General features: G+C 49.4%; 15 protein-coding genes, 3 tRNA genes, 3 rRNA genes and 1 pseudogene. 8 read left to right on the forward strand and 14 right to left on the reverse strand.

Features of this window, described 5'->3' with window-relative positions; all coding sequences use genetic code 11:
* Positions 1-27 precede the first annotated feature (27 nt).
* Entirely contained in the window at positions 28-1788 is a 1761-nt protein-coding gene (aspS, locus tag E0E47_RS03575) for an aspartate--tRNA ligase (RefSeq protein ID WP_130892912.1), read from the reverse strand.
* Between the two features lie 188 nt (positions 1789-1976).
* Between aspS and E0E47_RS03580 the strand changes: the two genes are divergently transcribed.
* From E0E47_RS03580 to E0E47_RS17220, 5 genes are all read left to right on the forward strand, one after another.
* Positions 1977-4337 (forward strand): beta-galactosidase, encoded by a 2361-nt coding sequence (locus E0E47_RS03580; RefSeq protein WP_130892913.1) that lies wholly within the window; start codon positions 1977-1979, stop codon positions 4335-4337.
* A 137-nt stretch (positions 4338-4474) separates the two neighbouring features.
* A tRNA-Pro gene (locus E0E47_RS03585) sits at positions 4475-4552 on the forward strand.
* Between the two features lie 68 nt (positions 4553-4620).
* Entirely contained in the window at positions 4621-5952 is a 1332-nt protein-coding gene (locus E0E47_RS03590) for an MATE family efflux transporter (RefSeq protein ID WP_130894316.1), read from the forward strand.
* A gap of 15 nt (positions 5953-5967) precedes the next feature.
* Positions 5968-6264 (forward strand): DUF4491 family protein, encoded by a 297-nt coding sequence (locus E0E47_RS03595; RefSeq protein WP_008622916.1) that lies wholly within the window; start codon positions 5968-5970, stop codon positions 6262-6264.
* A 135-nt stretch (positions 6265-6399) separates the two neighbouring features.
* Positions 6400-6654 carry a hypothetical protein gene (locus E0E47_RS17220; protein WP_172604645.1) on the forward strand — a complete coding sequence of 85 codons (255 nt, stop codon included), beginning with the start codon at positions 6400-6402 and terminating at the stop codon, positions 6652-6654.
* A 13-nt stretch (positions 6655-6667) separates the two neighbouring features.
* On the opposite strand, the gene E0E47_RS03605 is transcribed toward E0E47_RS17220, so the two are convergent.
* On the reverse strand, positions 6668-7219 hold the full coding sequence (locus E0E47_RS03605) for an NADH peroxidase (protein WP_008622918.1): 552 nt from the start codon (positions 7217-7219) through the stop codon (positions 6668-6670).
* Between the two features lie 66 nt (positions 7220-7285).
* Entirely contained in the window at positions 7286-7702 is a 417-nt protein-coding gene (locus E0E47_RS03610; RefSeq protein WP_130892914.1) for a Fur family transcriptional regulator, read from the reverse strand.
* A 154-nt stretch (positions 7703-7856) separates the two neighbouring features.
* Between E0E47_RS03610 and E0E47_RS03615 the strand changes: the two genes are divergently transcribed.
* Positions 7857-9788 carry an NAD(+) synthase gene (locus E0E47_RS03615; protein WP_130892915.1) on the forward strand — a complete coding sequence of 644 codons (1932 nt, stop codon included), beginning with the start codon at positions 7857-7859 and terminating at the stop codon, positions 9786-9788.
* An 85-nt stretch (positions 9789-9873) separates the two neighbouring features.
* On the opposite strand, the gene E0E47_RS03620 is transcribed toward E0E47_RS03615, so the two are convergent.
* From E0E47_RS03620 to E0E47_RS03640, 5 genes are all read right to left on the reverse strand, one after another.
* The gene (locus E0E47_RS03620) at positions 9874-10485 is read right to left on the reverse strand and encodes an IMPACT family protein (RefSeq protein ID WP_130892916.1); all 612 of its coding nucleotides are present in this window, start codon (positions 10483-10485) and stop codon (positions 9874-9876) included.
* 74 nt (positions 10486-10559) lie between these two features.
* The gene (locus E0E47_RS03625) at positions 10560-11807 is read right to left on the reverse strand and encodes a DUF1015 domain-containing protein (RefSeq protein WP_130892917.1); all 1248 of its coding nucleotides are present in this window, start codon (positions 11805-11807) and stop codon (positions 10560-10562) included.
* A gap of 11 nt (positions 11808-11818) precedes the next feature.
* A complete protein-coding gene (locus tag E0E47_RS03630; RefSeq protein ID WP_008629069.1) occupies positions 11819-12739 on the reverse strand; it encodes a 3-phosphoglycerate dehydrogenase in 921 nt (306 codons plus the stop codon).
* Positions 12740-12813: 74 nt separating this feature from the next.
* Complete coding sequence (gene serC, locus E0E47_RS03635) at positions 12814-13881, reverse strand: 3-phosphoserine/phosphohydroxythreonine transaminase (protein WP_130892918.1); 1068 nt, start codon at positions 13879-13881, stop codon at positions 12814-12816.
* 170 nt (positions 13882-14051) lie between these two features.
* The gene (locus E0E47_RS03640; protein ID WP_130892919.1) at positions 14052-15374 is read right to left on the reverse strand and encodes a DEAD/DEAH box helicase; all 1323 of its coding nucleotides are present in this window, start codon (positions 15372-15374) and stop codon (positions 14052-14054) included.
* A 208-nt stretch (positions 15375-15582) separates the two neighbouring features.
* Between E0E47_RS03640 and E0E47_RS17430 the strand changes: the two are divergent.
* Positions 15583-15738, forward strand: a pseudogene (locus E0E47_RS17430) (ATP-binding protein); the annotation flags it as partial.
* Between the two features lie 247 nt (positions 15739-15985).
* On the opposite strand, the gene rrf reads toward E0E47_RS17430, so the two are convergent.
* The 5 genes from rrf to E0E47_RS03670 all read right to left on the reverse strand — a co-directional run bounded on the left by rrf (position 15986) and on the right by E0E47_RS03670 (position 21121).
* Positions 15986-16097, reverse strand: a 5S ribosomal RNA gene (gene rrf, locus E0E47_RS03650).
* 115 nt (positions 16098-16212) lie between these two features.
* A 23S ribosomal RNA gene (locus E0E47_RS03655) occupies positions 16213-19106 on the reverse strand.
* A gap of 140 nt (positions 19107-19246) precedes the next feature.
* Positions 19247-19320 (reverse strand) — tRNA-Ala (locus tag E0E47_RS03660).
* A gap of 14 nt (positions 19321-19334) precedes the next feature.
* Positions 19335-19408: transfer RNA gene (locus E0E47_RS03665), tRNA-Ile, on the reverse strand.
* 184 nt (positions 19409-19592) lie between these two features.
* Positions 19593-21121: ribosomal RNA gene (locus E0E47_RS03670) — 16S ribosomal RNA — on the reverse strand.
* Together the 16S, 23S and 5S rRNA genes with 2 tRNA genes alongside form the textbook arrangement of a ribosomal RNA operon.
* A 513-nt stretch (positions 21122-21634) precedes the next feature.
* Here E0E47_RS03670 and E0E47_RS03675 point away from each other — a divergent pair.
* Positions 21635-21988 carry a hypothetical protein gene (locus tag E0E47_RS03675; RefSeq protein ID WP_130892920.1) on the forward strand — a complete coding sequence of 118 codons (354 nt, stop codon included), beginning with the start codon at positions 21635-21637 and terminating at the stop codon, positions 21986-21988.
* Between the two features lie 536 nt (positions 21989-22524).
* Here E0E47_RS03675 and E0E47_RS17870 read toward each other — a convergent pair.
* On the reverse strand, positions 22525-22905 hold the full coding sequence (locus E0E47_RS17870) for a reverse transcriptase domain-containing protein (RefSeq protein WP_477623094.1): 381 nt from the start codon (positions 22903-22905) through the stop codon (positions 22525-22527).
* Between the last annotated feature and the right edge of the window lie 404 nt (positions 22906-23309).

Below are 23309 nucleotides of genomic sequence, written 5' to 3' on the forward strand. Positions count from 1 at the left end.
TAATATTTCTATATATCCTTCTTTTGCTCAATCTTTTAAATCAAGTGCCAAACTCAGTTCATCCAACTGCTTCTGGTCTATATAAGAAGGTGCATCCAACATTACATCACGCCCACTGTTATTCTTCGGGAAAGCGATGCAATCGCGGATACTGTCAAGTCCGGCAAACAAACTTACCCAACGGTCAAGCCCGTACGCCAAACCACCGTGAGGAGGCGCACCGTATTTGAAAGCATTCATCAGGAAACCGAACTGCTCCTGTGCACGTTCTTCCGTGAAGCCCAATATCTTGAACATCTTGTCCTGAAGCCCCGGATCGTGGATACGGATGGACCCCCCTCCTACTTCAACTCCATTGCAAACCATATCGTAAGCATCCGCACGCACAGCCGCCGGATTGGAATCCAACAATGGGATATCCTCATCCTTGGGATGCGTGAACGGATGGTGCATCGCCATCAAGCGCCCTTCCTCTTCGCTCCATTCGAACATCGGGAAATCCACCACCCACAACAAAGAGAATTTGTTCTTATCGCGCAATCCCAAACGAGTTCCCATCTCCAAACGCAATTCACATAACTGTTTACGCGTCTTCATGGCATCCTCGCCACTCATTATCAGTATCAAATCGCCCGGCACGGCCTTCATCGCCTCCTTCAAGCGCAACAACACTTCCTGCGTATAGAATTTATCCACACTGGATTTTACGCTGCCGTCTTCCTGCACACGGGCATATACCAATCCTTTTGCCCCTATTTGACTGCGCTTCACGAAGTCCGTCAGTTGATCCAACTGCTTACGGGTATATGAAGCACATCCCGGCGCACAAATACCTCCGATGTAGGACGCATCATTGAACACGGAAAACTCTCCCGTACCTTTCAACACGTCCATCAGTTCCACGAACTCCATACCGAAACGCGTGTCCGGCTTGTCGCTACCGTAAAGCCGCATGGCTTCGCTCCAAGGCATGCGGGGGAATGGTTCCGTGAGTTCTATACCCCGTATCGTACGGAAGAGGTGTTTGGCCATCCCTTCAAAAAGGGCTATCACGTCCTCCTGCTCCACGAAACTCATCTCACAGTCTATCTGTGTAAATTCCGGTTGGCGGTCGGCACGCAAGTCTTCATCGCGAAAACACTTCACAATCTGGAAGTAACGGTCCATACCGGCTACCATCAAGAGTTGTTTCAGAGTCTGCGGGCTTTGCGGCAACGCATAAAACTGCCCCGGATTCATGCGGGAAGGCACCACAAAATCACGGGCACCTTCAGGAGTAGACCCAATCAGCATCGGTGTTTCTATTTCCAAAAAACCTTTGCTGTCCAGATAACGGCGAACCTCCATCGTCATCTGATGGCGGAGTTCCAGATTTTTCCTCACGCAAGCACGGCGCAAATCCAAATAGCGGTACTTCATACGTATATCATCCCCTCCGTCCGTATCGTCTTCGATCGTGAAAGGAGGAGTAACGGAAGCATTGAGTACAGTCAGTTCCGACACGATGATTTCAATCTCCCCTGTCGGCAAATTCTTATTCTTACTCTCACGCTCGTTCACTTCGCCCTTTATCTGAATCACATCTTCACGCCCCAACTTATTAGCCCGGGCACAAAGCGCGTCATTCACTTCTTCATTAAAAACTAATTGTGTAATGCCATACCGGTCACGCAAGTCGACGAAAGTCATGCCTCCCATCTTACGCACACGCTGCACCCACCCGGCTAGCGTCACGGTCTTTCCGGCATCCGCAAGTCTCAGCTCACCACAAGTATTTGTCCTGAACATATCTGTTTGCTTATATTAAGATTCAACATGCAAAGTTATCCTTTTTTTATGAGGAATTCAACGTTAGATAAAAGTTTTCGTTCTTATTTTATCCTTTTTCTTCAAAAACTTGTATATAAAAAATAAGTGTCGTATTTTTGAACCCACAAAATTTGAGAAACCATATCATTCATTAATAACTGATTTCTATGATGAATTTAAACAGAAGTATCAGCCACGTGCTTAAAGCATCCTTGTTTACGGCCGGATTGTTCCTTTTCACTCCGACAGAAGCTGCGGCCAAAACCGAAACTTTCGGAGTAGGAAACAAGACATTCCTCCTTAACGGCAAGCCTTTCATCATCAAAGCCGCCGAAGTGCATTATCCCCGCATCCCGCGTCCCTATTGGGAACAGCGCATCAAGATGTGCAAGGCTTTGGGAATGAACACGCTTTGTCTGTATGTCTTTTGGAACATACACGAACAGGAAGAAGGCAAGTTCGACTTCACGGGCAATAACGACGTGGCGGAATTTATCCGATTGGCACAAGAAAACGGACTTTATGTCATCGTGCGTCCCGGCCCGTACGTATGCGCCGAATGGGAAATGGGCGGCCTGCCCTGGTGGTTGTTGAAGAAGAAAGACATCCGTCTGAGAGAACAAGACCCGTACTTCATGGAACGTTACCGCATCTTCGCCAAAAAACTGGGAGAACAGATCGGAGACTTGACCATTGAAAAAGGCGGACCGATTATCATGGTGCAAGTAGAAAACGAATACGGGTCGTACGGCGAGGACAAACCGTATGTTTCGGCCATTCGCGACATCATCCGCGACTCAGGTTTCGACAAAGTAACTTTGTTCCAATGTGACTGGAGTTCCAACTTTACCAAAAACGGACTGGACGATCTGGTATGGACCATGAACTTCGGTACCGGCGCCAATATCGAAAACGAATTCAAGAAGTTGGGCGAGTTGCGTCCTGAGTCCCCCCAAATGTGTTCCGAGTTCTGGAGCGGATGGTTCGACAAATGGGGCGGACGTCACGAAACGCGCGGCAGCAAGGAAATGGTCGGTGGGCTGAAGGAAATGTTGGACAAAGGCATTTCATTCTCGCTCTACATGACGCACGGAGGTACCAGTTGGGGACACTGGGCCGGTGCCAACAGCCCCGGATTCTCACCCGACGTGACTTCGTACGATTACGATGCTCCCATCAACGAGGCCGGACAAGTCACTCCTAAATACATGGAATTGCGAGAGATGCTATCGGGGTATAGCGACAAAAAGTTACCCTCCATCCCCAAAGAATTCCCTGTAATCAACGTTCCCAAAATACAGTTTACGGAAGTGGCTCCTTTGTTTGAGAACCTCCCTGCACCTCATGCGTCGATGGACATTCAAACGATGGAAGCGTTCAACCAAGGATGGGGTTCCATTCTTTACCGCACTAAGACTCCGGCCGTACCGACACAAAGTATCCTGACCATAACGGATGCGCACGACTTCGCGCAAGTATTTATCAATAGGAAACTGATCGGCTCCATCGACCGTCGCAACCATGAGAAGACCATGTTGTTGCCGGCCATGAAGGAAGGAGACCAACTGGACATCCTTGTGGAAGCCATGGGACGAATCAACTTCGGCCGTGCCATTAAGGACTTCAAGGGCATTACGGAAAAAGTGGAATTGAGCTACACCATGAATACCGGCAGCCAAGTGACCGTCAACTTGAAAAACTGGCAGATTTACACCCTCAGCGACAGCTATCAGGTACAGAAGGACATGAAATATGTTCCGCTGAAGGACCAGAAAGTACCGGGATGCTACCGTGCGACTTTCAACCTGAAAAAGACCGGCGACACATTCCTGAACCTGGAAACATGGGGCAAAGGACAGGTTTACGTAAACGGACACGCCATCGGACGCTTCTGGAAAATCGGTCCGCAACAGACGCTTTACATGCCCGGATGTTGGTTGAAGAAGGGCGAGAACGAGATTATCGTACAAGACATTGTAGGTCCGCAGGAAACCGTGGTTGAAGGCCTGTCCAAACCTATCATCGACAAACTGAACGTCGATGCGCCGAACACGCACCGCAAGGAAGGACAAACTCTGAATCTGGCCGGCGAAACGCCCTGCAAGACCGGTGAGTTTGCCGCAGGCAACGGTTGGCAGGAAGTCCGGTTCGACCAACCCGTAACGGGACGTTACGTGTGCATCGAAGCCTTGAATTCCCATAACAACCGCGAATATGCTTGTATCGCAGAATGGTACATGCTCGACGACAAGGGTCAGCGCATCAGCCGCGAGCCATGGACAGTGGCATACGCCGACGACGAGGACATCTCTTCGGGCAACAAGACAGCCGATAAGATTTTCGACCTTCAGGAGTCTACGTATTGGAGTACCAATAAAGACGTGAAGTTCCCCCATTACATCGTATTGGATTTGGGCGCAGAGCAGACATTAGGCGGTTTCCAATATCTTCCCCGCGTGGAACAGGGAGCGCCCGAAAGCATCAAAGGTTACAAAATCTACGTAAAGAGCCAGCCTTTCAAATTCTAAACCGTTAGTCTGGCATTTATCAGAAAATGGCATGTTTCTTTTGAGAGGCATGCCACTTTTTTTGTATTTAGTTTGGATATGTCGTCTAAAAGACGTACCTTTGCATCGCTTTTGAGAAATCACATTCTCTCAAGTCTCGGGGTGTAGCGCAGTCCGGTTAGCGCACCTGCTTTGGGAGCAGGGGGTCGTGGGTTCGAATCCCGCTACCCCGACCATCAGAAAAGGCACTGTAAAACAAGCTTTCAGCGAGTTGACAGTGCCTTTGTTTTTATTCAGCCAACAAATGACCGTCATGAATAAGTCATACCACAAAGAGATACTGCACATCGCTCTCCCATCCATCCTTTCCAATATCACCGTTCCCCTGCTCGGGCTGATAGACCTGACCATTGCGGGACATCTCGGTGCCGCTTCGTATATCGGTGCCATAGCCATCGGCGGTACGATATTCAATATGATCTATTGGATTTTTGCATTCCTGAGGATGGGAACCAGCGGGATGACTTCACAAGCCTACGGTGCCGACAATAAACAAGAAATCCAACTGTTGCTTTATCGTTCCTTGGCTACTTCCACGGGCATAGCCATCCTCATCCTCCTCCTGCAGGGCCCGTTACTTCATCTGGCCCTGTCCGTCATGTCGCCCACGGAAGCTGTAGCGGATTTTGCTTCGGTATACTTTAGAATCTGCGTATGGGGCGCTCCTGCCGTGCTCGGGCTTTACAGCCTGACCGGATGGTTCATCGGATTGCAAAATGCAAAATACCCGCTCTACGTGGCCATCGTCCAAAACCTCGTCAACATAGCGGCCAGCCTGTCCTTTGTCTTCGTATGGCACATGGACGTGGCCGGAGTGGCTTTGGGGACAGCCATCGCCCAATATTGCGGACTGGCGCTTTCCCTATATTATTGCCACCGTATGCACCGTAGGCTCGGCCTTCCTTTTGCATTCCTCCCCTCTTCCGTATTCCGGAAAAACGCCATTCGCCGTTTCTTCAGTGTCAACCGCGACATTTTCCTGCGCACCCTTTGCCTCGTGTGCGTCACTCTCTATTTCACCTCCGCCGGTTCCCGTCAAGGGGAATATATCTTAGCGGCCAATGCCTTGCTGATGCAATACTTCACCCTCTATTCTTATTTCATGGACGGTTTCGCCTTTGCCGGAGAAGCCCTCTCGGGCAAATGTGCCGGTGCGGGAGATTACCAGGCCCTGAAAAAAGTCATCCGTAACCTGTTTCTTTGGGGATGCGGCGTGGCACTGACCTTCACCTTATTCTATATGGCCGGCGGAAAGGCTCTCATGAACCTGCTCACCGACGAAGCCTATGTCGTCGCCACAGCTTCCGACTACCTGCCTTGGGCTGTCCTCATCCCCTTTGCAGGTCTCTCGGCATTCATTTGGGACGGTGTTTTCATCGGACTCACGGCCACACGCTATATGCTCCTGTCCATGTTGGGCGCCACCCTGACTTTTTTCAGCGTCTACCTCAGCCTCTTCCCTATATGGCAAAACCACGCACTTTGGCTGGCTTTTCTCCTCTATTTATTCGTGCGAGGCCTCATGCAACACTTGCTATATAGAAATAAAATCTTAACTTTGCATCCTACAAACTAAATACACGCAAACGCAATGAACTACGTAGGCATACTTATCGGCTTGGCCACCTTCCTGATTATCGGCCTGTTCCATCCTTTAGTCATCAAGGGCGAATACTATTTCGGAACCCGATGCTGGTGGGCTTTCCTCGTGACGGGAATCCTATGTGCCGGTTTGTCCCTCTATGTGGAAAACGTGTACTTGAGTATCATTTTCGGTGTCATATCGTTCTCTTCCTTTTGGGGGATACTCGAAGTGTTCGACCAACGCAAACGGGTGCTGAAAGGTTGGTTCCCGAAAAATCCCAAACGACTGAAAGACTACGAATAAACCGCCCGTCGTTTTTTTATCATTCCCATTCCCTCCCTTTGCGTCAAAAATTTTTTCTGCCGGAAAAAAAGCCCCTGCATTTTTCTATATTCCTCTTTTCCAGACTCTTGAATACAGCGTAAAAATGTGCGGCAAATGAAAAATCATTCGCCTGAGATTGATTTTTCATTCTCAGGCAAACGATTTTCCGTTTGCCGCAAGATGATAAACCGCTCTCATGCAAGCCTTTTTTTTGTCAAACTTACCGATATATCCGAAAGAACAGCCGTTCGCTACATCCTTTCATCCCATACTCAAAAGGCTGCCATGACATTTAATACAAATCCCGTGAAGCCAGGCATCCAACTTCACGGGATTTTTCTGCCGGATATGCTACGACATCCGGACTAATACCACAAGATGGTTACTTGTCGCCGAAGTAACGGTTGTACAAACCGGCGAAACCACGGCCATGGCGAGCTTCGTCCTTTGCCATTTCATGCACAGTGTCGTGAATGGCGTCCAAATCCTGCTGTTTGGCCATCTTGGCCAAATCCATCTTGCCGGAACAAGCACCGCTTTCAGCCTCCATACGCTTCTTCAGGTTGGTCTTCGTGTCCCAAACCATGTCGCCCAACAATTCGCAGAAACGGGAAGCATGGTCGGCCTCTTCAAAAGCATAACGCTTGAAAGCTTCCGCAATCTCAGGATAGCCTTCACGGTCAGCCTGACGGCTCATGGCCAAGTACATGCCCACTTCGGTGCATTCTCCTTCAAAGTTTGCCTGCAAACCTTTCTTGATTTCAGGGTCAACGTCCTTGGCAATGCCGATAACATGCTCGGTCACGAAAGTCAATTCCGTATCTACCAATTCCTTGAACTTTGAAGCCGGAGCCTTGCACTGCGGGCACTGTGCCGGAGCTTCTTCGCCTTCATGAATGTAACCACATACTGTACACACAAATTTCTTTTTCATTTTCTTCCGTTTTTAATTTAAATTACACATTCGTTCTTATTATTTCTCTGCCCGTGCCCTTCAGGCTCATGCCTCCATCGCACAGGCTTTACATACACCTTTATAATAGACATGCGCTTCGTCCACCTTAAAGTCCGAGCCTACCGGTAAAAAGTCTTTCAAACTTTCCGGAAGAGCCACATCGAATAATTTTCCGCACCGCTTGCACATGAAATGCGCATGGGGAACAATTACCCCGTCAAAACAAACTTTCTTCTCATCAATGGTCAACATCAAGGCAGCTCCATGATCGGAAAAAAGCCGTAAAGTGTTATACACGGTCGTCTTAGACAACGTAGGTATAACTTTACACAAAGCCACATACACCTCATCCACTGTGGGATGCGTATGATTCTTAAGCAAATAATCCATAATTGCTATGCGTTGTACGGAGGGGTGAATCCCATATTTCTGCAATGTATCCAAAGCCTCTTTGTTAACCATGTTCAATATAAATTTGTAATGTTTACAATGCAAATTTAGCGTAAGTTCCGTTCCTGTGCAAGCCTTCCCGTGTTTTTTTGATAAATAACAGCTTTTTTTGCTTTTATTGATACCTTTATATTATCTTTGTTCCACAAATATCAAACATAGCAACATGAATTACGGATTTGTCAGAATTGCCACAGCCATCCCCGGCGTAAAAGTAGGAGATTGCAAATATAATGCGCAACAAATTGAAAGTTTGATTATTCAGGCGGAAGGTAAAGGCGTAGAAATCATTTGTTTTCCGGAACTTAGCATCACGGCTTACACTTGCGGTGACTTGTTTGCCCAACAACTGCTGCTCGACGAGGCGGAAATGTGCCTTATCAGCATCCTCGACTTCACCCGCTCATTGGACATCATCTCTATCATAGGACTGCCTGTCGCTTACCACGGTACGCTGCTGAATTGTGCGGCAGTGATACAAAAAGGGAAGATTTTAGGGCTTATCCCCAAAACTTACCTGCCCAACTACAAGGAATTCTATGAACAACGCTGGTTCACGTCCGGCGATGTGCACGGAAACAGCAATGTATTGGTTTGCGGGCAAATGGTGCCGCTGAGCCGCCACTTGGTATTCAACACTCCCTCTTGCTGTTTCGGTGTGGAAATCTGCGAAGACGTATGGGCCCCCATCCCCCCCAGTTCCGAATTGGTACTCCAGGGAGCAGAAATCATTTTCAATCTTAGCGCAGACAATGAAGGCGTAGGCAAACAAGACTATCTCAAATCCCTGTTGGCACAACAAAGTGCAAGATGCCTCGCCGGTTATGTATTTTCGGGGGCAGGATTCGGAGAAAGCACACAGGATGTTGTTTTTGCCGGCAAGGCCCTTATCTACGAAAACGGGATGCTGTTGGCGGAAAACGAACGTTTCTCTTTTAAAGAGCAATTGGTTTACAGCGAAATAGACGTAGAATGCCTGCGTGCGGAAAGGCGTGTGAACACCACGTTCAGCGCCTCCATAGCCCGGCTGAGACCGCACGATACCATGCGGATAGATACCGAACTCTTCGCTTCCAAGGACATCGAATTAAGCCGTAAAGTTGACCCGATGCCTTTTGTCCCGGCAGGAAAGGCACTGAATGAACGGTGCGAAGAAATCTTTGCCATACAGATAGCAGGACTGGCCAAAAGATTGGTACATACACAAACACAGACCGTAGTCATCGGGATTTCCGGCGGACTGGATTCCACCCTTGCCCTGTTGGTCTGCACCAAGACGTTCGACAAATTAGGACTTTCGCGCAAAGGCATCGTCGGTGTGACCATGCCTGGCTTCGGGACCACCAACCGTACTTATACCAATGCCGTCAACCTTATGAAAAGCCTGGGGGTGACCCTACGAGAAATCAGCATCAAAAAGTCCTGCATACAACATTTTGAGGACTTGGGCTTCGACATGGCCAACCATAATGTGACGTATGAAAACGCACAGGCGCGCGAACGTACGCAGATATTGATGGATGTGGCCAACCAGATGAACGGCATGGTAGTGGGAACCGGTGACTTGTCGGAACTGGCTCTGGGATGGGCCACGTACAACGGCGACCACATGAGCATGTACGGCGTCAACGCCTCTATCCCCAAGACGTTGGTGAAACATTTGGTCAAGTGGGTGGCCGACAGTATTATTGACGAACCATCCCAAGCCACCTTGCTGGATATCGTGGACACTCCGATTAGCCCCGAACTGATACCGGCAGACGAAAATGGCAACATCAGCCAGAAGACAGAAGACTTGGTCGGCCCTTACGCACTACATGACTTTTTCCTATATTATACCTTGCGTTTCGGTTTCCGCCCGTCCAAGATATTCTATCTGGCCCAATATGCTTTTGCCGGAAAGTATACAGACGAAGTGATAAAGAAATGGCTGACAACGTTTTTCCGCCGTTTCTTCTCCCAACAGTTTAAGCGTTCCTGCCTGCCCGACGGTCCTAAAGTGGGAAGCTGTAGCCTGAGTCCTCGTGGAGATTGGCGAATGCCTAGCGACGCGTCGGCTGCAGCATGGATGGATGAATGCAACAACTTGCAGGCCTGACCCCATATCAAAAAAGAAACGGTGTATTCCCCCTCTTCTGGCGGAACACACCGTTTCTTTTTATTCCATCTGGCACTTCCCTCTTCTACTCCCCATCGCCTTCAAATCTCAATGTCTCCACTTTCTCCAGTCTCGATTTAAGACGTGGCATGCTCCCTTTCCGAATACGCAGCGTCATGCTGCAATCGTGTTCATACCCTTGACAGACAATAGACGGCTCTTCCTCCTTGACAATGCGCATGACGGAATTCATGAAAGGATACTCAAAGAAAAAGGTGATTTCCTCGTCCACCGTTTTTTCTATAATCCGGGCCGCCTGTATGGCTTCGATGGCTGCTGCCTTATAGGCCTGTATCAGGCCGCTCGTCCCCAACTTGATTCCACCGAAATAACGGATGACGACAATCAAGACATCCGTAAGCCCGTAAGAATTAATCTGTCCCAAAATCGGTTTCCCGGCTGTACCGGAAGGCTCCCCGTTGTCATTGGCACGGAAATCCTTCCGTTCGTGTCCCAACATGTAGGCATAGCAACAATGGCGTGCATCGTAATACTTCTTTTGATAGTGCTCCACCTGCTCTTTCACTTCGTCTATCGTATGCACTGGGTGAATAAAAGCCAGGAATTTACTCCGTTTCTCGCTATACTCCCCTTCTGCCGGTGCTGTTATCGTCTTATATACGTCATTTCCTTCCATATCCCTACTGTTCAAAAAACTCCGGCTACCGGATTCTACCGGCAACCGGAGTTGCAAAGATACTTATTTTTTCCTTACGACAGTTTATGAATCACCAGTCCGCTACGTAATTTAGGCTCGAACCAAGTAGCTTTTGGGGGCATGATTTTCCCGCAATCTGCTATATCCATGATTTGCTGCATAGACACTGGATACAGTGCCAACGCCATTTTCATCTCGCCGCTGTCGCAACGTCTTTTCAGTTCGTCCAAACCACGCAGTCCTCCTACGAAATCAATCCGCTTATCCCTACGTAAATCCTTAATTCCCAAAATCTTATCCAATATAAGCCGACTACTGATAGTCACGTCAAGCACATCAATCGGATCGTCTTCATCAAAACGTCCCGGAAGTACACGCAACCTGTACCATTTTTCATCCAGATAAAGCGAAAACTCATGAGGTCGCATAGGTTTGTACACCGAACAGCCCGTGCAAGCCACTTCGAAATCCTTCTCCAAAGCCTGCAAGAACTCATCCGAAGTATGGCACCCCAGGTCTTTCACCACACGGTTGTAATCCAATATAGTCAGTTCGCTTGCAGGGAAGCACACCGCCATAAAATAATTGTATTCCGCCTCGGGGTGCGTCCTGCCATGGGCTAAAGCTTTCTCTTGTCCCACCAAAGCTGCCGCAGCCGTACGATGATGGCCGTCTGCAATGTACAACGCGGGAATGGCTGCAAATTCTTTCGTAATCGCATCAATATCCGCTTCATTATCCACAAGCCAGAACCGATGGCGGAAACCGTCAAGCGGGGCAACGAAATCATATTCCGGCTCATGCCTTGCATATTGGTCTATCAAGGAAGCCAACGCAGCATTGTCGGGATAAGCCAGAAAAACCGGTTCTATGTTCGCATCCGTAATACGGATATGCTTCATCCGGTCTTCTTCCTTTTCGTGCCGCGTCAGTTCGTGCTTTTTGATTACCCCGTCCATATAGTCCTTGACCGAAGCTCCCAACACGATGCCGTGCTGTGTCCGCCCGTTCATGGTCTGTGCATAAATATAATACATGGGCTTAGCGTCTTCCACCAACCAGCCGTTACGTTGGAACTTGGCAAAGTTCTCAGCCCCCTTCTCATACACACATGCAGCGTATTCATCCGTCCCCTCCGGAAAATCTATCTCCGGACGAATCACGTGATATAGCGACATTTCGTTATCGCCTGCCTCTATACGGGCTTCTTCCGAACTGAGCACGTCGTACGGACGGCACTCTACCCGTTCCACCAAATCCTTAGGCGGACGAAGCCCCTTAAACGGTTTAACCCAAGCCATAGCCCCTGCAATTATTTATTTACCTGGTATTTCGTACATCCGTCCTTGAAGAATGCGGCAATCTGATGTGCCGCAGCCACCCCGGCGTTGATATTGGCCTCGGCTGTTTGTGCACCCATCTTTTTGGGTGTAGAGAAATAACGTCCTCCCAACATACGGAAATCAGCATCCGTTTCCGGCATGATGTCCGTGACATACTTCAGGTCTGTACGCTCCTGCATCAATTTCAGCAATTCGGGTTCATTAATTACCTCTTTCCGGGCCGTATTGACCAACACTCCTCCCTTAGGCATCTTGCCGACCAAGGCATAATTGATGCTTTGACGCGTCTCTGCCGTAGCCGGGATATGCAAGGAAACCACTTCGCACTGTTCAAACAACTCATCTTGCGAAGAGACTGCCTTCACCCCATCGGATTCTATGGCCGCCGCAGGACAATATGCGTCGTAAGCATAAACATCCATGTCGAATCCTTTTGCGATATGCGCGACGCGACGACCGACATTACCGTAGGCCAAGATTCCTAATTTCTTTCCTTTCAACTCCGTACCGGCCTTTCCATTATAAAAGTTACGTACGGCGAATACCAACATTCCGAACACCAGTTCGGCTACGGCGTTGGAATTCTGGCCGGGTGTATTCATCACCACCACCCCGTGCGCGGTAGCAGCCTCCAAATCCACATTATCGTAACCGGCTCCGGCGCGGACAACGATTTTTAAGTTCTTCGCCGCATCAAAAACTTCATTATCTATCTTATCACTGCGGATTATCATGGCCTCCACGTCGGCCACTGCCGCCAGAAGTTGTGCCTTCTCCGTATATTTCTCCAACAAAACGACTTCCAATCCGGCTGTCTCTGCAACCTCTTTGATACCGTCCACTGCAACTTTTGCAAACGGTTTTTCTGTAGCAATCAATATTTTAGCCATAGTTATTTATTTAAATACATCCCATAAATAAACAGGCACACCTCTGTACAAGGCGCGCCTGTCTTTATAGCCTCTTAATGCTGAGCTTCAAAGTCTTTCATGCTTTGTATCAATGCCTGCACACCTTCTATCGTTTGTGCGTTGTAGCATGAAGCACGGAAACCGCCTACGCTACGGTGGCCTTTTATGCCCACCATGCCGCGCTCCGTAGCAAACTGCAAGAAGTCGGCTTCCAATTCTTTATATTCGTCGTTCATTACAAAACAAATATTCATATATGAACGGTCTTCTGCCTTTACAGTTCCACGGAACAACTTGTTACGTTCTATTTCGGTATAAAGCATGTCCGCACGTTCTTTCGCACGCTTGTCCATCGCTTCCACACCACCGTTTTGCTTCACCCATTCCAAATTCTTCATGGCACAGTAGATGGGTACCACTGGAGGCGTATTGAACATGGAACCATTTTTCACATGGGTCATGTAATCCAACATTGTGGGAATCTGGCGGCTTACCTTATTCAAAGCTTCGTCCTTTACGATAACGATATTCACTCCGGCCATAGATACGTTTTTCTGTGCTCCGGCGTAAATACAATTATATTTGCTCACATCTACCGGACGAGAGAATATATCCGACGACATATCCGCAATCAAAGGAACAGGACTGTCCAAATCATAGCGCATTTCCGTTCCGAAAATCGTATTGTTTGTCGTAATATGCAAATAATCGGCATCAGCCGGTACCGTAAAGTTTTTCGGAATATAGGTATAGTTGTCTTCGGCCGAAGAAGCTACTTCAACCACTTCACCGAACAACTTTGCTTCTTTCATAGCCTTCTTGGCCCATGTACCTGTATTCAAATAGGCTGCCTTCTTCTCCAAAAAGTTATAGGGAACACGACAGAATTCCGTACTGGCACCTCCTGCCAGAAAAACAACCGAATAACCGGCCGGTAGGTCGAGTAATTCTTTTACCAATTCTACAGCCTTGTCTACTACAGGCTGGAAGTTCTTTGCCCTATGGCTAATTTCCATCAGGGAAAGACCGCTACCCTCAAAATCCAAGCATGCAGCTGCTGTTGCCTCTATTACTTCACGCGGCAACATGGATGGACCTGCATTAAAATTATACTTCTTCATCTAATTTGTAAAACTTAAGATTAATTATCAGTTACTCTAAGCATAACATCTGCGAAAGTAGAAAATAAAATCCATAAAAGCAACGATTGAAGCCACATTTTTTAAGTCAAGTGCTTTTTTTGCTATCATATATTATAAAAAACGGCTTTTAACCCTTACAACTCGTAATCTTATTTTGTCTTTTCTATAATCGTCTTAAGACCTTTTATCTTTTGGCCAGACACAGTTTCCAAGGTTTCTTTTAGCAAATTTCGCCTGATAGCAGCAAAAGCATAATGTTCTTTCACATCTACTCGTCCGACATCATCTCTTCCCAATCCTCCCACTTTTGACAAGAACCCCACAATATCCACCTTGTTGATTTTATCCTTTTTTCCTTTCCCGATATAAAGTGTTACCCACTGGGGCTTAGCAGGCTCGGGCTTAGGTCCTTCCCACACATATTCTTCGGGAATCTGCTGTATAAACTCAGGCAAGTATTCCTCCGGTCCTAATATGAGAAAGACATTTCCGGAAGCATCCCACCGCGCCGTTCGGCCGTTACGATGAATATAAGTATCTTCATTGAGCGGCAAATGATAATGGATAACATGGTCTATATTGGGTATATCCAGTCCTCGTGCAGCTAAATCCGTTGAAACAAATACATTGCATGATCCGTTACTGAACTTGTAAAGCGCACGCTCACGATCCTTCTGTTCCATTCCTCCATGAAACATTTCACACGAGATTCCTTCCTGAAGCAAATAACGGTAAACCCGTTCTACGCTTTCACGGTAGTTCACAAAAATCAAGGAACTCTTATTTCCCAAATAGCACAAAAGCTTGGACAAGACCTCCAACTTATCTTTCTTTGGAGATTTCACCGTATAAACCTTTATACGTTCTGGAATCTGCTCTTCATCTTCCAAGAAATTCAATTTCAAAAAATCGCCCTCTGATACAAATCGAGGAATAGCCGGCGCATCTGTGGCCGAGAGAAGAAAACGACGTTTTAAATACGGAATTTGCGCAATTACCTCCGACATTTCTTCCTGAAAACCCATCTCAAGGCATTTGTCAAATTCGTCAATCACCAACGTATGGACATGTGAAGCATCAATATTTCCTTTATTTAAATGGTCGTTCATACGCCCCGGAGTACCTATTATAACTTGTGGGTTCAAGCTTTTCATCGTACGGTGCTCATCCATGGCCGGACGGCCGCCATAGCAACTCATGACAGGAATGCCTGTTCCCATAGACCTGAAAACTTGCTCTATTTGCAATGCCAATTCACGAGAAGGAACCAATACCACAGCTTGAAGAACATTCTCTTCTTTTAAAGATTGCACTAAAGGCAACAGATAAGCGACTGTTTTTCCCGAACCCGTCGGAGATAAAAGTACCAGGTCTTTCCCTTTTCTGTATTCCTCAACTGTGGTTTGTTGCATCGCTGTCAAACTATCTATATGCAACTTCCATAAAATTTCTTTTATATTGATATTAGTCATCACTTTACTTTTTATAATCAAACAAAATTTAAATATAAAATCCTTTATATACTATTGTCATAAGAAAAAACAAGGCCAACCTTATCGTTAAAGGCGTGAGTACCTCTGATGTATCATGACATTTACAAAGATAACACTTTTGTTTGTATCTTAAACGATAGCAGAAATAAAATTGAAACAAAATCCCAAGTAACGAATTTACACCGGAAGAACAATAGAACGTTATCCACTACTTATTTTGGATGACCTCTTCCTCGTGCCGCTTGACGCCAAGGGACGTCCGCTTCTACTGAACATCATCAAGGACAGACATGGACGGAAGTCCATCATCATCACTTCGCAAGCCTCGGTATCTAACTGGTATTATACCAACGTGACAAACCAGGGCACAAATTGTTACATCCAAATTCAATGTAACACCGTCTTTACGCCTTGAGATGGAATGGAAGCAAGTGAGGTCATTTTACAAATTCTCTCTACACAGTGGCTCCCCCCCTTTATGCCTATACAGCATATGAGCGCCGGAGGATGTGAAAGGGGAACCTCGCAACGGCCATAAAAAAACCCGTTCCCCCGCCCGGCATGGGCCGTGCGCGGGGGAACGGAATGGAAAAAGGCGGCTACCTACTCTCCCGCCTTGCGGGCAGTACCATCGGCGAGGGCGGGCTTAACTTCTCTGTTCGGGATGGGAAGAGGTGGGACACCGCCGCTATAGCCACCATGATGGATTCGAACTGCGGCACGCGCCGGGGCGCGGACCGAGTGTGGGACACAAGTCAAACAAACAAAACGAAAGGATGACGAACAGGAATGCCATGTGCGGGCAGGGATACCACGAACGGCGAAAGCTTTCGGGCTATTAGTAGTGCTCGGCTTTGGCGTCGCCGCCTTTACACCTGCACCCTATCCACGTCATCGTCTTTGACGGCCCTCTAAAAGGAAATCTAATCTTGTGGAAGGCTTCGCGCTTAGATGCTTTCAGCGCTTATCCATACCCGACGCGGATACCCGGCGGTGCGCCTGGCGGCACAACCGGCAAACCGGAGGTCGGTCCGGCACGGTCCTCTCGTACTAGTGCCCGAACCACGCAAATTTCCAACGCCCACGATAGATAGAGACCGAACTGTCTCACGACGTTCTGAACCCAGCTCGCGTGCCACTTTAATGGGCGAACAGCCCAACCCTTGGGACCTTCTCCAGCCCCAGGATGTGACGAGCCGACATCGAGGTGCCAAACCACTCCGTCGATATGAGCTCTTGGGAGGGATCAGCCTGTTATCCCCGGAGTACCTTTTATCCTTTGAGCGACGGACCTTCCATGCGGAACCGCCGGATCACTATGCTCCAGTTTCCTGCCTGTGCGGCCTGTCGGCCTCCCAGTCAAGCGCCCTTCTGCCATTACACTCTGCGGCCGGTTACCAATCGGCCTGAGGGCACCTTGAGGAGCCTCCGTTACGCTTTTGGAGGCGACCACCCCAGTCAAACTACCCGCCAAACGCGGTCCTTGTATCCAACAAGTTAGTACCCAGACGGCCAAAGGGCCGTATTTCAACGACGGCTCCAAAGGCACTGGCGTGCCTCATTCTACGCCTCCGGCCTATCCTACACATCGACGGCCCGGGTACAACGTTAAGCTGTAGTAAAGGTTCACGGGGTCTTTTCGTCCCATCGCGGGTAATCGGCATCTTCACCGATACTACAATTTCACTGGGATCACGGTTGAGACAGTGTCCGGATCATTACACCATTCGTGCAGGTCGGAACTTACCCGACAAGGAATTTCGCTACCTTAGGACCGTTATAGTTACGGCCGCCGTTTACCGGGGCTTCAATTCGGGCCTTCTACATAAGTATGAGCCCTCCTCTTAACCTTCCGGCACCGGGCAGGTGTCAGGCTGTATACGGCTTCTTTCGAATTTGCACAGCCCTGTGTTTTTGTTAAACAGTTGCCTGGACCTATTCTCTGCGCCTCGTTTACACGAGGACCCCTTGTTCCGAAGGTACGGGGTCAATTTGCCTAGTTCCTTAACCGTGAATCTCCCAAGCGCCTTAGTATGTTCTACCCGACCACGTGTGTCCGTTTACGGTACGGATGACTTGGTGCTGGAGTTTAGCGGGTTTTCTCGGGAGCATGGTTACCGGCGCTGTCGCGTTGCCCAGAAGGGCGCCGCGTACTTTCGCGCTTCGGCTCGGGAGGTGGGCTTGCCTGCCTCCCTCGTAACCTTTGCGCTTAAACCCCCTTTTCCGTCAGGGGGCGGCCGTGTCACTTCTCCGTCGCCGCGTCACACACCAAGACAGTAACGGAATATTAACCGTTTGATCCATCGCCCTCGCCCTTAGGCTTATGCTTAGGGACCGACTCACCCTGAACCGATTGGCGTTGTTCAGGAAACCTTGGTCTTTCGGCGGGAGGGGATCGCACCCTCCTTATCGTTACTTATACCTACATTTGCTTTTCCATCCGCTCCAGAGCCGCTCGCGCGGCGCCTTCGACGCAGGATGGAATGCTCCCCTACCGATATTCTCATATCCCACGGCTTCGGTAACTGGTTTCATACCCGATTATTATCCACGCCCATCCCCTCGACTAGTGAGCTGTTACGCACTCTTTGAATGAATGGCTGCTTCCAAGCCAACATCCTAGCTGTCTGGGGGGACGGACTGCGTTAGTCTAACTTAACCAGCATTTCGGGACCTTGGCCGGTGGTCTGGATTCTTCTCCTCTCGGGCACGGACCTTAGCACCCGTGCCCTTACTCCATGGATTGGCCGGCGCGCATTCGGAGTTTGTCAGGACTTGACAGGCGGTGAAGCCCTCGCATCCTATCAGTCGCTCTACCTCGCGCCGGGAACTCCACAGGCGGCACCTAAATGCCTTTCGGGGAGTACGAGCTATCTCCGAGTTTGATTGGCCTTTCACTCCTACACTCACCTCATCCAGAAGCTTTTCAACGCTTATTGGTGCGGACCTCCATCCCGTGTTACCGGGACTTCATCCTGGACAAGTGTAGATCACCCGGTTTCGCGTCTGCCACCACCGACTCCTGCGCCCTTTTAAGACTCGCTTCCGCTGCGGCTGCGGGGCTCATGCCCCTTGGCCTTGCCGGTGACGGCAACTCGTAGGTTCATTATGCAAAAGGCACGCCGTCACGCCCAATGGGCGCTCCGACCGCTTGTAGGCGCACGGTTTCAGGATCTTTTTCACTCCCCTAACAGGGGTGCTTTTCACCTTTCCCTCACGGTACTGGTTCACTATCGGTCTCTTACGAGTATTTAGCCTTGCCGGATGGGCCCGGCTGATTCACACAGGATTACACGTGTCCCGCGCTACTCAGGATTCCGCTACGCTTCGCATGGCTTCGTGTAAGGGGCTGTCACCCTCTATGGCGGAACTTTCCAGTTCCTTCCACTCGCCATCACTCTTGCGACATCGCGGTCCTACAACCCCGGCGATGCCTGGACAACGCCGGTTTGGGCTATTCCCCGGTCGCTCGCCACTACTGGGGGAATCATTATTTATTTTCTTCTCCTGCGGGTACTAAGATGTTTCAGTTCCCCGCGTTCGCCTCCCGCTCTCGCGGGATAACGTTTCTTCAAAACGTTGGGTTGCCCCATTCGGATACCCGCGGGTCAATGGCCATTTGCGCCTCACCGCGGCTTGTCGCAGCTTATCACGTCCTTCATCGCCTGTAAGAGCCTAGGCATCCGCCGTGCGCCCTTGAATACTTTCGCCTCGGCCGCCGGCCGCCTTCCACCAGGGAAGATACGGCAGGCGGGCCTGCCTGCACATGTTCGTTAAAACATACCTCGTTCGCTTTCTTTACGTTTTGTCTGTCCAACATGTCAATGATCGCATGCCCCCTCGGGGCCGGGTGGAGAATAACGGATTCGAACCGTTGACCCCCTGCTTGCAAAGCAGGTGCTCTAGCCAGCTGAGCTAATCCCCCCGAAAATACCCGCGTAGTCCCAGGCAGAGTTGAACTGCCGACCTCCACATTATCAGTGTGGCGCTCTGACCAACTGAGCTATGGGACTGGCGTGACCCTGTGACCCGGATGCGGGCGGGCGGCGGAAACGCCACCGGGCGGAAGCTGAGCCTCCTGCATCCCTCACTTATCCTTTTTTAAGCCTCACATACCAAAACAAGAAAGACAGCCGTACAAGAGGAAACTACCCGGGAGCGGACGCGGAATGGACCGTTTTGCGGGAAGGACCCCAGAAAGGAGGTGTTCCAGCCGCACCTTCCGGTACGGCTACCTTGTTACGACTTAGCCCCAATCACCGGTTTTACCCTAGGCCGACCCTCGCGGTCACGGACTTCAGGCACCCCCGGCTTTCATGGCTTGACGGGCGGTGTGTACAAGGCCCGGGAACGTATTCACCGCGCCATGGCTGATGCGCGATTACTAGCGAATCCAGCTTCGTGGAGTCGGGTTGCAGACTCCAGTCCGAACTGAGAGGGGTTTTAGGGATTGGCCAACCGTCACCGGGCAGCGGCCCTCTGTACCCCCCATTGTAACACGTGTGTCGCCCCGGACGTAAGGGCCGTGCTGATTTGACGTCATCCCCACCTTCCTCGCACCTTGCGGTGGCAGTGTCCCCAAAGTGCCCGGCATTACCCGGTGGCAACTGGGGAGGGGGGTTGCGCTCGTTATGGCACTTAAGCCGACACCTCACGGCACGAGCTGACGACAACCATGCAGCACCTTCGCAGGAGTCCCGAAGGAAAGGGCCGTCTCCGGCCCATGCACCTGCGATTCAAGCCCGGGTAAGGTTCCTCGCGTATCATCGAATTAAACCACATGTTCCTCCGCTTGTGCGGGCCCCCGTCAATTCCTTTGAGTTTCACCGTTGCCGGCGTACTCCCCAGGTGGAATGCTTAACGCTTTCGCTTGGCCGCCGACACTATGTCGCCGACAGCGGGCATTCATCGTTTACTGTGCGGACTACCAGGGTATCTAATCCTGTTTGATACCCGCACCTTCGAGCCTCAGCGTCAGTAATGCCCCGGTACAATGCCTGCGCGATCGGAGTTCCTCGTGATATCTAAGCATTTCACCGCTACACCACGAATTCCATGTACCCTGTGCATACTCAAGGCTGCCAGTTTCAACGGCGGAACGCGGTTGAGCCGCGCCATTTGACCGCTGACTTGACTGCCCGCCTACGCTCCCTTTAAACCCAATAAATCCGGATAACGCTCGCATCTTCCGTATTACCGCGGCTGCTGGCACGGAATTAGCCGATGCTTATTCATAAGGTACCTGCAAATGGCCATACATGGCCAACTTTATCCCCTTATAAAAGGAGTTTACAACCCGTAGGGCCGTCGTCCTCCACGCTACTTGGCTGGTTCAGGCTCGCGCCCATTGACCAATATTCCTCACTGCTGCCTCCCGTAGGAGTTTGGACCGTGTCTCAGTTCCAATGTGGGGGACCTTCCTCTCAGAACCCCTACCCATCGTCGCCTTGGTGGGCCGTTACCCCGCCAACAAGCTAATGGGACGCATCCCCATCCTTTACCAATTAATCTTTATTCATCAAGTCATGCGACTAAACGAAATCATCGGGTATTAAACTTCCTTTCAGAAGGCTATCCCCGGGTAAAGGGCAGGTTGGATACGCGTTACTCACCCGTGCGCCGGTCGCCATCAAACTTAGCAAGCTAAGTTCATGCTGCCCCTCGACTTGCATGTGTTAAGCCTGTAGCTAGCGTTCATCCTGAGCCAGGATCAAACTCTCCATTGTAGAATATCTTTTTGACCCGCCTTACGGCGGGGCATATCGTCTGTTCCGGACTCCCCGAACTTGTCACGCCTACCGGCGTGCCGCTCCTGGTTCCCCCTCAACTCGCATGAGGGGTATGACGGTTCGTTTCTTTTTTACCCTTGGACGGAACGCTAACGGGAATAACCGCAGGCTTCCGCCCAAGCTCTTGTACTACTTTCTCTCTTTATGTAAGACTTTCAATGAACTCTTTCATTTACCGCCCCCGCTCCGCAACGGCCACACAAGGCCTTGCTTCCCGAAAGCGAGTGCAAAGGTACAACCTTTTACCATAACTGCCAAACGTTTTACCAACTTTTTCTCGGGCCAATCCCGACACAAGGACACACAAACACAACCATATGGACAAAAAACACGCTGTAAAACACGTGTTTAACAGCAGAAAACACCGAACACACTGAGGGAAAACTTTTTTTCAGAATGGAAGGAGGTAGATAGAAAAGAAACGGAGGACAGGGGACGGAAAACAGCGAAATGAAGGAAGAAGAGGCGGCAAAGACGGCATGGAGAAAGAAGGGACAGGACAGGCCTATCGGCGCAGGAGGCACGAACAAGGGGGCACGAAAGGAAACATCCTCATATATAATTAAGGTGGAGGCAGGCAAAACAAGAAAAGAGCGGGATGCCGACGGCTGGTTGGAAGCAAGGGGAACGGGCGGATTGCGGAAAGGACGGGACGGAAACGGACGGCCTGACCGACATGCCAAAGCGGAAACTTGCGCCTACCGGACGAAAAGCCATAAACCCGGGAGGGAACGCGAACAGCACGTTTATATCCCGTATACCACGCAGCCCCTCCCAACCGAACAGAAAAGCACACCCGGCTGAAAGCGGTTTCACAACCGGCGCACAAAATGGAGACCGACGGAAAAGGCAAAAGACAAGCACGCAGGGAAAGGGCCAACACACTCGGAACCGCAGCCAGGAATTATCCGGAAGAAAAACGGGGCACATCCCGAAAGGCAACAAATATGCTGAAAATAATGTTTAACTCGTCCAATTTTTGGAGGCACTTCATTCTGACAAATGGGATAGGATAAAAGGCCACCGGTCCCAACGAGAGAAACAACACAACATAAAGCGAAAAACACAAAATGCCCCCGCAACATTCATTAAAAACAGAATACGAAAGCTCAAACTGCCCTCTACTCACCATACAAAAAGCACCGACATATACATCGGGTAGGAGGAACGGGATTAATTCCCACTACGACCTCTCACACCACCGACGTGCCGTCCGAAATACGGTGGTTCCTTAATTAACCTTTAAACCCAGATGGCAGTACATCTTAAAAGTAGGATAACCGGCTCGGAGCAAACGTTCATCCGACAAAACCTTATGTACAGTGAGATGACTTGCCAACTTAAAATAGTGGATACCAAATCAAACGTTGTTTACGATATTCGTAGCCCCAACCGTTATTAGTGAGCCCACGTATCTTACTTTTCATCTTCTTGATACTATCGCCATGAATGTAGAATTGGCATTTGCCATTACTACGACCAAAGATATAGGAAAAGAATTTGATGTCACGTATATAAGCTACATGGGGCTTCTCCTTATTCACCTTTAAAAAAAGCTTCGTTTCAATAAAGGGAAGCAGATTATCCAATGTACGCTGCGCGGAACGACGGCTTTTACAAAAGATGACCAAGTCATCAGCATACCGAACGAACAAATGCCCGCGTTTTTCCGGTTCCTTGCCTAACTCATTAAGAATTATATTGCTTAACAAGGGACTCAATGGACCACCCTGAGGGTCCCCGACTGAACTCTACTCTTTCTTGCATCCTATAAATACACCGGAGTTCAGATATTTATGAATAAGAGATATAGCACGACCGTCTTTGATAGTACGCGACAAAATTTCTATCAATTTACTATGACAGACTGTATCAAAGAATTTCTCCAAATCCATATCGACCGTGAACACATAACTAGCAGAAACATATTCGCCACACTTTAATAGCGCATCATGAGCACTACGATGAGAACGAAAACCATAGTTGGTTGGTGAAAATTGGGGGTCATAAAGAGGTTGGAGCACTGATTCCCACTATCAGGACTCATTCGGGACTTCGCCCTATAGCGTACGCCCATGCTAAGTATACCAATAAGAGGACGTGTCATCGCGACACATCCTCTTTC

This window comes from Paraprevotella xylaniphila YIT 11841 (genome assembly GCF_900683745.1).
In the GTDB taxonomy this organism is placed as follows: Bacteria; Bacteroidota; Bacteroidia; order Bacteroidales; family Bacteroidaceae; genus Paraprevotella; species Paraprevotella xylaniphila.